The 12,101-nt window shown below is 73.9% G+C and carries 13 protein-coding genes; 3 read left to right on the top strand and 10 right to left on the bottom strand.

The features are described from left to right. Position 1 precedes the first annotated feature (1 nt). Positions 2–1,414, bottom strand: coding sequence for an FAD-binding oxidoreductase (locus KMZ30_RS12795; RefSeq protein WP_215513362.1), 1,413 nt, complete (start codon positions 1,412–1,414; stop codon positions 2–4). Positions 1,415–1,501: 87 nt separating this feature from the next. Here KMZ30_RS12795 and KMZ30_RS12800 point away from each other — a divergent pair, with 87 nt between their 5' ends. Continuing rightward, positions 1,502–2,128: a PadR family transcriptional regulator gene (locus KMZ30_RS12800; protein WP_215520042.1), complete on the top strand. Its 627-nt coding sequence runs from the start codon at positions 1,502–1,504 to the stop codon at positions 2,126–2,128. Positions 2,129–2,137: 9 nt separating this feature from the next. Here the strand turns inward: KMZ30_RS12800 and KMZ30_RS12805 are convergent, their stop codons facing one another. After that, positions 2,138–2,329, bottom strand: coding sequence for an alpha/beta fold hydrolase (locus KMZ30_RS12805; protein ID WP_215513364.1), 192 nt, complete (start codon positions 2,327–2,329; stop codon positions 2,138–2,140). A gap of 365 nt (positions 2,330–2,694) precedes the next feature. Here KMZ30_RS12805 and KMZ30_RS12810 point away from each other — a divergent pair, with 365 nt between their 5' ends. Continuing rightward, complete coding sequence (locus KMZ30_RS12810; protein WP_308279790.1) at positions 2,695–2,982, top strand: hypothetical protein; 288 nt, start codon at positions 2,695–2,697, stop codon at positions 2,980–2,982. Positions 2,983–3,046: 64 nt separating this feature from the next. Here KMZ30_RS12810 and KMZ30_RS12815 read toward each other — a convergent pair whose 3' ends face one another. Further along, positions 3,047–3,505 (bottom strand): cupin domain-containing protein, encoded by a 459-nt coding sequence (locus KMZ30_RS12815; RefSeq protein WP_215513365.1) that lies wholly within the window; start codon positions 3,503–3,505, stop codon positions 3,047–3,049. A 154-nt stretch (positions 3,506–3,659) separates the two neighbouring features. On the opposite strand from KMZ30_RS12815, the gene KMZ30_RS12820 reads away from it, so the two are divergent. Next, positions 3,660–4,667, top strand: coding sequence for an ATP-binding protein (locus KMZ30_RS12820; RefSeq protein WP_215513366.1), 1,008 nt, complete (start codon positions 3,660–3,662; stop codon positions 4,665–4,667). A gap of 18 nt (positions 4,668–4,685) precedes the next feature. Here KMZ30_RS12820 and KMZ30_RS12825 read toward each other — a convergent pair whose 3' ends face one another. The 7 genes from KMZ30_RS12825 to KMZ30_RS12855 form a co-directional block, all read right to left on the bottom strand. After that, positions 4,686–5,576, bottom strand: a complete 891-nt coding sequence (locus tag KMZ30_RS12825; RefSeq protein WP_030526723.1) for an SDR family NAD(P)-dependent oxidoreductase — start codon at positions 5,574–5,576, stop codon at positions 4,686–4,688. Then, positions 5,573–6,757 carry a zinc-dependent alcohol dehydrogenase gene (locus KMZ30_RS12830; RefSeq protein ID WP_215513367.1) on the bottom strand — a complete coding sequence of 395 codons (1,185 nt, stop codon included), beginning with the start codon at positions 6,755–6,757 and terminating at the stop codon, positions 5,573–5,575. Before KMZ30_RS12830 ends, KMZ30_RS12825 begins: the two co-directional genes overlap by 4 nt. A 149-nt stretch (positions 6,758–6,906) precedes the next feature. Then, the gene (locus KMZ30_RS12835) at positions 6,907–7,686 is read right to left on the bottom strand and encodes a nucleotidyl transferase AbiEii/AbiGii toxin family protein (protein WP_215513368.1); all 780 of its coding nucleotides are present in this window, start codon (positions 7,684–7,686) and stop codon (positions 6,907–6,909) included. Then, positions 7,683–8,315, bottom strand: a complete 633-nt coding sequence (locus KMZ30_RS12840) for a type IV toxin-antitoxin system AbiEi family antitoxin (RefSeq protein WP_215513369.1) — start codon at positions 8,313–8,315, stop codon at positions 7,683–7,685. Before KMZ30_RS12840 ends, KMZ30_RS12835 begins: the two co-directional genes overlap by 4 nt. A gap of 276 nt (positions 8,316–8,591) precedes the next feature. Continuing rightward, a complete protein-coding gene (locus tag KMZ30_RS12845) occupies positions 8,592–9,515 on the bottom strand; it encodes a DUF2510 domain-containing protein (protein WP_215513472.1) in 924 nt (307 codons plus the stop codon). Between the two features lie 102 nt (positions 9,516–9,617). Next, a complete protein-coding gene (locus KMZ30_RS12850) occupies positions 9,618–10,922 on the bottom strand; it encodes a D-arabinono-1,4-lactone oxidase (RefSeq protein WP_215513370.1) in 1,305 nt (434 codons plus the stop codon). Beyond that, positions 10,919–12,085 carry an alanine racemase gene (locus KMZ30_RS12855; RefSeq protein ID WP_308279791.1) on the bottom strand — a complete coding sequence of 389 codons (1,167 nt, stop codon included), beginning with the start codon at positions 12,083–12,085 and terminating at the stop codon, positions 10,919–10,921. Before KMZ30_RS12855 ends, KMZ30_RS12850 begins: the two co-directional genes overlap by 4 nt. Positions 12,086–12,101: the final 16 nt, after the last annotated feature.

Raw genomic sequence — 12,101 nt, forward strand, 5'->3', positions numbered from 1 at the left:
GTCACGCCGGCGCCCCCTCGAGGACCCGCGGGACCCTGTCCGTCGGGCGCGAGGAGCGCTCGAGCAACGGGTGGTTGGCCCGGACGAGGTCAGTCGGGTCGTAGCGGCGCTTGACCTCGCGCAGCCGCTCGAGCGCGTCACCGTAGACCGCCTCCGGGGTGGCGGCGTGCTCGACGAAGCCGGGCAGCCGCCCCTCACCGGCCCATGGCGACAGCGCGTCGACGAGCGAGTCGACCGCCGCCCGCACCGCGACGCCCGCCTCCGGCGTCGGCGTGATGCCGACCGCGAAGCAGAGGTACGAGCCGGCGATGCCCCGGGACGCGCCGGGGCCGCACTTCGCGCCCGGTGTGAGGGCGCCGCCGAGGTGGCGCAGCTCGACGCTCAGCAGGGGCGTCTCGGCAGCCGGCCCGACCTGGCGCAGCATCGCGTCCAGGGCCTCGGCCGGCAGGTCGCCGAGCACGATGCCGTCACCCGCGGCCGGCACCGGGCCGGGCGGGTCCATGTGCAGCAGGTGCAGCTGCTCGACGGGCGTGGTCGTGACGGTGTCCATCAAGGGGTGGTGCGCTCGCAGTCCGGCGACGAGGGCCTCCGTCGTCGCCGCGTCCAGTGTGGAGCACAGCTCGACGACGGTGAAGGCCCGGCCGGCGAGGTGCGGCGGGAGGTCGGGCAGCGGGGGGAACCGCAGCACCCGGCAGACGGAGGTGACCTCGTCGGGCACGGTGCGCGTCCAGCGGGACCACGCGGCGAAGACCCGGGAGGCGGCCTCGAGGGGGAAGAACAGGGCACCGGCCACCGCCTCGCGCACCGGGAACAGCCGGAACTCGAGCGCGGTCACCACGGCGATGCCGTTGCCTCCGCCGCGCAGTGCCTCGAAGAGGTCGGGTCCGGTGGCGGCGTCCACCCGTCGGAGCTCGCCGTCCGCGGTGACCACCTCGGCCGCGACGAGGTGGTCGGCCGCGAGGCCGTGCGAGCGGGCGAACCACGAGAGGCCGCCCGAGAGCGTGTAGCCCGTCACCCCGACGTCGGCCGCGGAGCCCGCGAGCGCCGCCAACCCGTGGGTGGCGGCGGCCTCGGTGACGTCGCCCCAGAGGGCGCCGGCCTCCACCCGCGCGGTGCGCGTCGTCGGGTCGACCGCCACGCCGCGCATCCGGTCGGTGCGGAGCAGGACGGTGTCGGACAGGTCGCCGAGCGGCGCCGCGTTGTGCCCGGTGGACTGAGGGGCCACCCGCACACCGGCCCGGGCCGCCGCGGTCACCACCTCCCGCACGTCCTCGGGGGTGTCGGGTCGCGCGACGGCGAGCGGGCGCTGGTCCACCGCGACGTTCCAGGCCGCCCGGTGGTGGTCCCAGTAGCGGGCGCCGGGTGTGCTCACGTCGCCGGAGATGGCGGCGTCGAGGTCGTCGAGCCAGGTCATGATCGTGCTGCCCTCTCGTCGATACTGCCCTGTGCAGTATGTCGGGATGAGTTTGATACTGCACGATGCATTATGTCAAGATGTGGCATGCAGCCTTCCTCGACGACCTCCGCCGCCATGCTCGGCCTGCTGCGGCTGCGTCCTTGGACCACGTACGAGCTGGCCAAGCAGATGCAACGCAGCCTGCGGTGGTTCTGGCCGCGCGCGGAGCGCAAGCTCTACCAAGAGCCCAAGCTGCTCACCGCGAGCGGAGCGGCGACCGCGACGATGGAGGCGACGGGCAACCGCCCCCGGACCGTCTACGCCATCACCGAGGACGGACGGAAGGTCCTCGGCGACTGGCTGGACCGTCCCGCCGAACCGCGGACGACGGACTTCGCCGCCATGGTCAAGGTCTTCTTCGCCGACGGAGGCACGCTGGAGCAGCTGCGGGCCACGCTGTCGGAGATCGAGACCGAGGCGCGCGATCGACTGGCGACGCTCGCCACCCTGACCCGCGAGACGCTCGAGTCGGCGCCCTTCCCGGAGCGGGCCCACCTCAGCGCCATCACGCTGCGCTACCAGGTCGACGAGGAGCTGGCCGTGCTCGCCTGGACCGCGTGGGCGCGGGAGCAGGTCGACGGATGGGTGAGCAGCACCGACCCCGGGAGCTGGGACGCCCGGGACCAGCTCGCCGAGGTGCTGGCGTCGGCCGAGGCCGGCCGCACCGCCTGACGACCCGGGTCAGGCGTCGAGGAAGGCGCGCACCGCGGCGGTGAAGCGCTCGGGCTCGGTGGCGTGGACGAGGTGCCCGGCGTCGATGGTCACGAGGCGGGCGTCCGGCAGCGTGTCGGCCAGCTCCCGCACGTGCTCCTGCGGGACGTGGCTGCTCGATCCTCCGCCGACGACGAGGGTCGGGGCCGTGATGCGGCGCACCAGGTCCGGCCATCCGGGGTCGGGGTCGTCGACCTCGGGTCGGACCTGCTCGACGACGGCCCAGTCGAAGGGCAGCTCGCCGTCCGGCCGCGCGGGGGGTGCCGGCGGGCGTCGGTGCGGCCGGCCGCGAGGTCAGCGGCGACGTGGTCCCAGTCGCGGGCGGTCATGCCGGTGCCCGGCAGGAGGACGACAGGAGGCGCGCCCGTTCGCTCGCGCGGCGCTCTGACCCGGCGCGAGAGGTGCAGTCCCCCACCGACGTCGACCCTCTCCATGGTCACCACACCCCGACCCTGAGGCCTGGGCCCGGGTTCGGCAAGGGTGTCCGCCGTCGGCTGAAGCCCTGGCCGTCGGTGCAGGATGGCCCGGTGGACGACGAGGTCGAGGTCAGCGCGATGGCGATCAACGTCGCCGTGCCGGAGCACCTGCAGTGGACGGACTCGCGCCGCGGCGAGGAGTTCCTCCTGACGACGCTCAACGTCCGGATGCTCCCCGACGGCACGCTCGCCGCGAAGGCCTACGGGCGTCCCACGGACGGTGGGCGCGGTGCGTACACGTCGTTCCGGGTGCCGGACTCCCCCGAGCTGCGGGCCCTCGTCGAGGCGGCCGCCACCCGGGCCGCGCAGCGGTGGTCCGCCCACCGCGGCCTGGCGTGACGCGCCGCAGCAGCCTGCGTGAGAGAGCGACAGATACGTCGGCTGGTGAGCGAACCGCTCCGCGTCAGACCATGTACTGGTCGTGGCGGGCGTAGAACTCCGTCCACTCCTGCGCGGTGAGCGTGCGCCCGGACTGCCGGATCTCCAGCAGCTCGAGGACGAACTGCTCACGCGCCACGCCGGGGACGAACAGGGTGAGCACCTCCGCCGGCCCTTCGGGCACGCGCAGGCCGTGCACGCCTCCTCGCGGCACGTACGCGAGGTCGCCGGCCGCCAGGCCACGCCAGGACCCGCCGTCCCACAGCTCGAGGCGACCGGACAGGACGTAGAAGGACTCGGAGAAGGTCTGGTGGAGGTGCGCGGCCACCTCGCTGCCCGACGGCATCTCACCCCGGAAGAGACCGAAGTCGCCGGCCGTCTGCGCGCCGAGCGCGACGGCCCGACCCACGCCCGGGCGGGACATCTGCTCGGCCTCGGGAAGGACGACGACACCCTCGCTCCCCGGTCGTTCGTGAAAGCTCATCGCACACCCCGTGGTCCCTAGGCCCGATCGCCGTCATCCCACTATCGCGGGGCTGCGCGACGGTGTCGAGGGTGACGAGCCCGTCGCCCGGGCCTGCCCGGCCGGTCCGTCACTTCGGCTCCCGACGGTCGGCGGGGCGCCCATGATGGGCTGCATGGACTGGTACCTCGACCGGCACGACCAGCTCGGTGAGCTGCGCCGCGAGATCGGCCGGTACCTGACCCGGCACGCGCTCCCGGACCGGGAGGCGGTCGAGGACGCCGAGCTCGTCGTCAGCGAGGCCGTGGGCAACGCGTTGCGCCACACCGCCGGCCCGGTGTGGGTGTCCCTCTCCTGGGCCGAGGAGCACCCCGCGCTCACCGTCTATGACGTCGGAGGCTCCCTCCCGCGGCCTCTGGCGCCGGGCACCGCGCCGGCCCCGTCGACGGACGCGGACGACCTCGCCGGGCTCGCCGACCTCGCGGAGTCGGGCCGCGGCATGGGGATCATCGGGCTGCTCGCCCACGACGTCGTCTCGCGGCTGCGGCGCGAGTCCGGCACCGTCGTCTCGATGCGGTTGGCCGTCTCGCGCAGGCCGACCCACAGCGTCGACCCACCACGGCGCGACGGCGGGCTCCTGCCCGCGCTCGACGAGGCCGGCCCTGACGGCGGCTTCGGCCGCGAGTCGTTCCTGCGCGCCCTCGTCGTCGAGATGTCGCGGGCGGTCGAGCACCACCACGGGCCGGACGCGGCCGAGGCCGCAGTCGCCCAGGTGGGCATCGACGTCGGCGGGCAGATGGAGGCCGAGTTCCGCCTCGCCGAGCAGGTCGTCGGCCGGCTCTCGCCGCAGGACCTCGGCCGCTGCTACGTCCGCCTCAAGCACGCCATCGACGGCGGGTTCAGCGTGCTCGAGGCCACCGACGAGCGCGTGGTCCTCGTCAACACCCGCTGCCCCTTCGGCGAGACGGTCCGTCAGGCGCCGGCCCTCTGCCGGATGACCTCGAGCGTCTTCGGCGGCATCGCCGCGCGCAACCACGACGTCGGCGCCTCCGTGCTCCTCGAGGAGCGGATCGCCGTCGGCGACCCCGGCTGCCGCGTCGTCGTCTACCTCGGGCAGGCGCCGGCCGACGTCTCGCCGTTCGCCCACCACTACGGCACGCCGGACGGGCCCGCCGTGGTGTGAGGCCGGCCGGACGAGCGCTCAGGACAGGCGGCGGCTCCAGCGGCCGTGGACGGCCTCGCCCTCCGGCGTGGGGTCGAGGACGTTGCCCGGCGAGTTCGCCACCTCCTCGCGGCCGAGGCCGCTCAGCCGCATGAGCGGGGTGACGAGCACGTCGAAGACGGCCGGCAGGAGCCGGAACCCGGCGACGACGACGCCGTTGAGCGGACCGACCATGACCTCCCGCTTCGGCGACCAGAGCGCGCGGACCGCCGCGGCGGCCACCTTCTCGGGCGGGTCGACCGGGGGCGGCGGACGGCCGTGCCGCTGCAGGTAGGTCCCCGCCTGGAGGTAGACGGGCGTGTCGACCCCACCGGGCCACACGAGGCTCACGTCGATGCCGGGAGTGGCGCGCGCCTCGATCTGCAGGGTGCGCACGAGGCCGTGCACGCCCCACTTCGCCGTGACGTAGGAGCTCATGTAGGGCGTGCTGATCTTTCCGAGCAGCGACCCGACGACGACGAGGCTGCCCCGTCCCCGGGCGCGGAACGCCTCGAGCGCCAGGCGGGCGACGTTGGCGGTGCCCCCGAGCGTGCTCGCGAGCGCGCCGTCGAACACCTCGGCCGGGACGTCCTCGAACCGTCCGTAGGTGAGCGCGGCGGCGGAGTGGACGACCCCGTCGAGCGGCCCGAGCTCGGTCCGCGCCCGCTCGAACGCGGCCTCCAGCGCATCGCGGTCGGTCACGTCCGCGACGGTGACGACGGCCCGCACCCCGAGTTCCTCGCACTGCGCGCGGACCTCCTCGAGCACCTCCTCGGACCGCGACAGCAGGGCGACGTCGACGCCCGAGGCCGCCAGCTGCAGCGCCGTCGCGCGCCCGATGCCGCTCGACGCGCCGGTCACGAGCACGGTGCGCCCCGGGACGCCCCTCACGGCTGGAGCACCACCTTGACGCAGCCGTCGGACTTGGCCTGGAACATCTCGTAGCCCCGGGGCGCCTCGGCCAGCGGGAGGACGTGCGTCGCCAGGTCCTCGAGGCCGAGCGGGTCGGCGGAGTCGAGGACGTGCGGCATGATCTCGTCGATCCACCGCTTGACGTGGCACTGGCCCATCCGGACGGTGATGCCGCGGTCGAACATCTCCATCATCGGCAGCGGGTCGACCTCGCCGCCGTAGACCCCGCTGATGCTCACCGTCCCCGCGCGGCGGACCGACTTGAAGGACGCGGTGAGGGCGGCGAGCCGGTCGATGGCGACGCGGTCGATGAGCGGTCGGGCCAGCGCGTCGGGCAGCAGCCCCACCGCGGCCTGGGCGGTCGCGGCGAGCGGAGACCCGTGGGCCTCCATCCCGACCGCCTCGAGCACGCCGTCCGGGCCGCGCCCGCCGGTGAGGTCGAGCAGCGCGCCCGGCACGTCGTCGACCTCGCGCAGGTCCACCGTCTCGACGCCGTACCGCTGCGCGAGAGCGAGCCGCTCGGGCACGAGGTCGACGCCGATGACCCGCTCCACGCCGAGCTGCTTCGCGATGCGGGTCGCCAGCTGCCCGACCGGCCCCAGCCCCATGACGGCGAGCGTGCCGCCCTCCTCGACGTCCGCGTAGCGCACGCCCTGCCAGGCCGTCGGCAGGATGTCGGAGAGGTAGAGGAAGCGGGTGTCGGGGTGCTCGTCGGGCACCTTGACCGGCCCGAAGTGCGCCTGCGGCACCCGCAGGTACTCGGCCTGCCCGCCGGGGACCGCGCCGTACAGGCTCGTGTAGCCGAAGAGCGACGCGCCCTTGCCCTGGTCGCGCACCTGCGTCGTCTCGCACTGCGCGTAGAAGCCGCGCTCGCACATCCAGCAGGAGCCGCAGGAGATGTTGAACGGGATGACGACCCGGTCCCCCGGCGCGATGTGGGTCACCTCGGGGCCGACCTCCTCGACGACCCCCATCGTCTCGTGCCCGAGGACGTCACCCGGCGTGAGGTACGCGCCGAGCACCTCGTACAGGTGCAGGTCGGAGCCGCAGATCGCCGTCGAGGTCACGCGGATCACTGCGTCGGTCGGTTCCTGGATGCGCGGGTCCGGCACGTCCTCGACCCGCACGTCCCGCTTGCCCTGCCATGTCAGTGCCTTCACGCCGTCGTCCTCTCGTCCCCGAGCGCGGCGTGGTCGCCGCGCTCCGTCACGAGGACCCCTCCCCCGGATTGCCCGTCCGCAAACGGTCCGGCGCGGGGTTCGTCCGAGTGGTGTCGAGGGTTGGACGCAGCAGCCGGACGGCCGGCGCGCTACGCCCAGCGCGGACCGAGGGCCCGCCCCCATGCGTGCCGCACCGCGGCGAGCGCCTCGTCGGCCGTGACGGTCAGGGTGGTCTGCCCGCCCACCGACGCCACCCAGGTCTGCTCGCTCGGCGCGGCGCCGAACATGAACGGCCGGGGAGGGCCACCGGTCGGGCCGTGCCGGACGAAGAGCTCCGCGGCCTCCGGACCCATCGCACCGATCTCGGCGAGGGCCCACAGGTCGTAGAGGTCACGGGCCGCACCCCGGTCGACCCAGGCGGCCGTCTTCCATCCGACGAACGACGCGAGCGTCGGCACCGTCAGCCTCGCGGTCGGGGCATCCACGTAGCGCTGCTCGACCTCGACCCTCTCGACGGGCCACCTCGGGTAGTGGTCGCCGCGCAGGACCTGGACACGCAGCCGCAGGCCGCCTGCGACGAGGCCGGCCGGTTCGACGTCCCGGTCCGTGAAGGGTGGGACCCACGTCGGACGCCCATGGGTCCGCATCACGCTCCGCTCGACGGACCGCACCAGCCTCTGGACGACGTCGGTCCGTGCGGTCGTCGCCAGGAGGTCGACGTCCTCCGAGAGGCGCGCGTGGACGAGATGGGTGCGGCTGAGCGCGGTCCCGCCGAAGAAGACCACGTCGTCGGCGCAGGACCGTGCGACGGCGGCGAGCACGTGCGAGATGAGGTGGTCCCTCCGGACCTGCTCCTCGGCGACGCCGAACCGCTCGGTCTCCCGCCTGAGGTCGTCGAGCGTCAGGCCGCTGGCCTCCGCGGACGTCACGACAGGAGCCCCTGCCGACGCAGGCGGTCGAGCGCACGGCCGAGCCGCTGACCGTCGGCGACCTCGGCGACGAGGTCCGGGTCACACCGCGGCGCGAGCGCCCGGACGGCCGCGTCCACCTCCTCCGGCAGCCCGTCCTGCCTCGGCCGGTGCGCCAGGTCGAGGAGCGTCTGCTCGGGAGTGGTGACGAGGCAGCGACCGAGGTCGCTCTCGAGGACTTCCAGGTGCATGAGGGCGAGATCACGGACGAGGAAGCGCACCGTGGCGTCCCGGTCGGCCAGAGTGACGGGCGCACGGCGCCGAGGGGCGGCGACGACCGCGATGCCCACCGCTCGGGGCAGCACGTGGTGCAGGCGGGCGGCGCTCACGCCCATGAGCGCGAAGCCCCGGGCCCCGAAGTCGGCAGCGGCCACCCCGGCCGCCGCTGCCTCCACCGTCGGCCTCCATCCCTCACCGACCCGGTCGCTCGGGACCACCGCGAAGTAGCCGTCCGCCAGACGGTGCAGCAGCCCGGCCTGCTCGAGGCGCGCCAGCTGCGTGCGCGGGTGGGCGTACACCGTGACGTCGCGGGCGCGCACGGTCCGTAGCGCGGCCCGCGCGAACTCGGTCGGCAGGCCTGGGCGTCTCATAGTCGCCATGCCGCACCTCCGCATCTTTTCGCTGATCGTACTCCTCAAGGGTACGATACGCGCACTTTTGTCCGGTGCCGTGCGCTGCCTCCAGCGGTTGGGGGTGCGACGTGCGCTTCGGTGAAGACACGTGCCCGGTCCCTACCCGCCCGGAGCCTCGCGCCCGCGAACACGATGAGCTGCACAAGGGCAGGGTCGACATGGCTCGTGCTTCACGAGCCGACAGTCGCCTCCCGGGTGGTTCGTCGCATCCAGCCGAGCCCCTCCCGCGATCGGTCAGAAGGTGTCGAGGAGCTTTGCCTTGGCCGAGGCGAACTCCTCGTCGGACAAGATGCCGTCCTGATGCAGGGACGCCAGTTCTCGAAGACGATCAGAGACGCTGGCAGCAGCGCCCTTGATCGGCTGACTCGAGTCGAAGGCTGGCGGCACCCCCAGCGTGACGCCCTGTGGAGGCGGAGGCGGAGCGACCTCGCTGGTGGGAAGATCGCGATCGCCGAGGACCTCTTTGCCGGCTTGCTCCAATGCCACGGCGACGTCGACGTGTCCGCGGTTCGTCGAACCGATGAGCGGCTTTCCTGTCTGGTTCGTCAGGTTGTGGATCTGCCGATCAGTGACGATCGTGAGAAACGCCTTGCGCGCGTCGGCTCCCGCAAGATGCGCAATGCCGGCCGCCGCAATCCCCGGTGCGCTGGCCTTCATCAGACCCTTGCCGCCCTTGATGAGGGAAGCGATGGCTGGGCTGACTGCGCCCTCGAGCGGAGAGGGACCACCAGAGGGCCTCGCTCCTGGCGGCGGCGTGAAACTGATCGATCGAAGCCGCTCGAAGAGAGTGCTCTTGGTGATGGGCGCAGGCGTGGACCCCGACGTTCCATGCGGCCACGATGCCACGCGGACGTATCCGCCCTCGTAGATCTCGATGGTCGAGCTGCCGAAGACGCCGCTGGTGTGGAGAGCACCAGCCGCATCCCTTGCTTCCGCCTGACGCCTCTGGGCGTCGTCCTTCGCTGCCCTTTTGTCCGCCCCGACCTTTCTGACGGCGGAGCTCCACTTCGCGAGAGCACCTCCCGCTGCCTCCGACTGGGTGACGCTGGTGGTCCGCTCTTGCATCGGCCGCAGCGACTCCGTCCACGCAGCTCCGTCCCAGTAGCGCTCATTCCCGTACCCATCGGCGTACCAGCCCGCCGGTGCCTGCCCCGTCATGGGCACATGCTGGCATCTCGAACAGCCAAAACTGGGCAAGGTGAGCGAGCCACCACCGTGACGACGCGAACGCTCGCGACCGGCGGGATCGGGGAGCTGGAGTCAGGCGCGGAGGAGGTGCGCGAGGTGGGGGTTGGTGAAGAGGCGAGTCGGGTCGAGGCGGTCGCGGACGGCGCGGTAGTCGTCGAACCGGGGGTAGAGCGCCCGCAGCCGCTCGGCGCCGAGGGTGTGGACCTTGCCCCAGTGCGGACGTCCCTCGTGCTCGGCGACGATCGCCTCGAAGGCGGCGAACAGGCGCGAGGGGTCCATCCGGTGGTACTGGTGCACGGCGACGTAGGCGTTGTCGCGTTCGTAGGCCGTCGAGAGCCAGACGTCGTCGGCCCCGACGAAGCGCACCTCGACGGGGAAGGGCACCGGCTCACCGGAGCGCTCGAACCAGCCGCGCAGCTCCTCGAGCACCGGCACGACCGACGCCCGCGGCACCGCGTACTCCGACTCCACGAAGCGCACCTCGCGCGAGGAGCAGAACACCTTCCACGAGTCGTCGGCGTACTCCCGCGCCCCGAGCACCCGGGCGCTGAGCCGGTTGACGCGCGGCGTGGCGGCCGGCGCCCGGGTCAGCACCCGGTTGACGCCCGCGTACAGGCGGTTGGCCAGCAGGTCGTCGTCGAGGCGACGGCGCCACGACGGCAGCGGCCCCGGCCCCTCCCCCGGCGCGACCCGGTCGTTGCGCTTGAGCAGCACCCGGTCGGTGTGCGGGAACCAGTGCATGTCGACGTGGTCGTGCGCGTCGGCGAGGTCGTGGATGCCCTCGAGCAACGCCGCGAACGACTCACCCGACTCGCGGGCGTGCAGCCGGAACGCCGGCACGCACTGCAGCTCGACCTCGACGACCACCCCGAGCGCGCCCAGCCCGACCCGGGCCGCCTCGAACACCTCCGGCGACTCGTCGGCCGAGCAGCGCAGCAGCGACCCGTCGGCGAGCACGAGCACCAGCCCGCACACCGCCGCCGCGATGCCCTGCAGCCGCACCCCGGTGCCGTGCGTCCCGGTCGACATGGCCCCGCTGATGGTCTGCCGGTCGATGTCGCCGAGGTTGGGCAGCGCCATGCCGAGCGCCTGGAGCGCGGGGTTGAGGCGGTGCAGCGGGGTGCCGGCCGCGACGCGCACCCGCATCCGGTCCCGGTCCACGCCGACGACGCCGGTCAGGCCGTCGAGGCGCAGCAGCACCCCGTCGGTCGCGACGAGCGGCGCGAACGAGTGCCCCGTGCCTGCCACCCGTAACCGGAGCCCGCGCTCGGCCGCCGACCGCACGGCGCCGACGACGCCGTCGACCGTGGAGACGTCCGTGACGACGCGCGGGTGCGCCACGACGTTGCCGCCCCAGTTGCGCCAGGTCGCGCTCATCCGTGGTTCCACCCCTCGCCCCGGTAGGTCGGCACCGAGTCGACGAGCCGGCCGCCCCGCACGAGGTGGAGGGTGTCGAAGCGCTCGAGCAGCTCGCCGGCCTTCGCGCCGCGCATCCACACCCGGTCGCCGAGCGCGAGGCCGTGTACGCCGTCGCCGCTGAGGGGGGTCTGCACCTCGCCCGCCGCCTCGGTGCGCAGCAGCGACCACCCGCGCCGCACGGGCGCCGGTACCCGCGACCACCCGGGCTCGCCGCTCGCGACGTACCCGCCGCCGAAGGCCGTGACGACGTCGCGGGCGGGCCGCCGGACGACGTCGAGCGCGTAGGCCATCGCGGGGCGCGGGCTGAAGGCGTCGTAGCCGTCGAACAGGGTCGGGGCGTACAGGCCGGACCCGGCCGCGAGCTCGGTGACGGAGTCGTCGCCCGCGAACGTGTGCAGGCTGCCGGTGCCGCCGCCGTTGACGAAGCGCAGGTCCGCCTCGACCCGGACCGCCGCCACGACGGCCGCCCGCCGCTCGCGCAGCTCGGCCACCGAGCGCCGCTTGAGCAGGCGGACCGGCGGGGTGTCGGGCAGGCCGGCCACCTGCGCGTCGTAGAACATTAGGCCGCGCACCTCCAGCCCGATGCCCTGCGCCGCCCGCGCGACCGCGAGGGCCTGGGCCGGCGTGCGGGTGGGCGAGCGGCGCACCCCGAGGTGCAGCCGGCCGACGCGCACCGAGCAGTCGACGTCGACGGCCACCCCGACGCCGCGCACCGCCGGGCCGAGGGTGTCGCGCAGCCACCGGACGTGCTCGACCGAGTCGACGGTCAGCGTCACCTCGCGCCGCAGGTCGTCGTCGCCGGCCACCTCGCCGACGGCCGCGGCGTCGACCGAGGGGTAGGCGACGTAGAGGTCACGCACCCCGGCACGCCCGAGGCGCACCGCCTCGCGCACGGCGTAGGCCATCACCCCGGCGAACCCCGGGCGCGCCAGCACGTCGTCGAGCACCCAGCGGCAGCGCAGCGACTTCGACGCGACCCGGATCGGCCGGCCGCCCGCCCGCCGCACGAGGTCGGCGGCGTTGGCCTCGTAGGCGTCGAGGTCGAGGACGACGAGCGGCGCGGGCAGGCCCGCGGTCGCCGCGTCCCACTGGGCGGTCACGCCGTCGGGCACCGGTTCCACGGGGCCGACCCTAGTG

It is taken from the genome of Phycicoccus mangrovi (assembly GCF_018729305.1).
Lineage (GTDB): Bacteria > Actinomycetota > Actinomycetes > Actinomycetales > Dermatophilaceae > Phycicoccus > Phycicoccus jejuensis.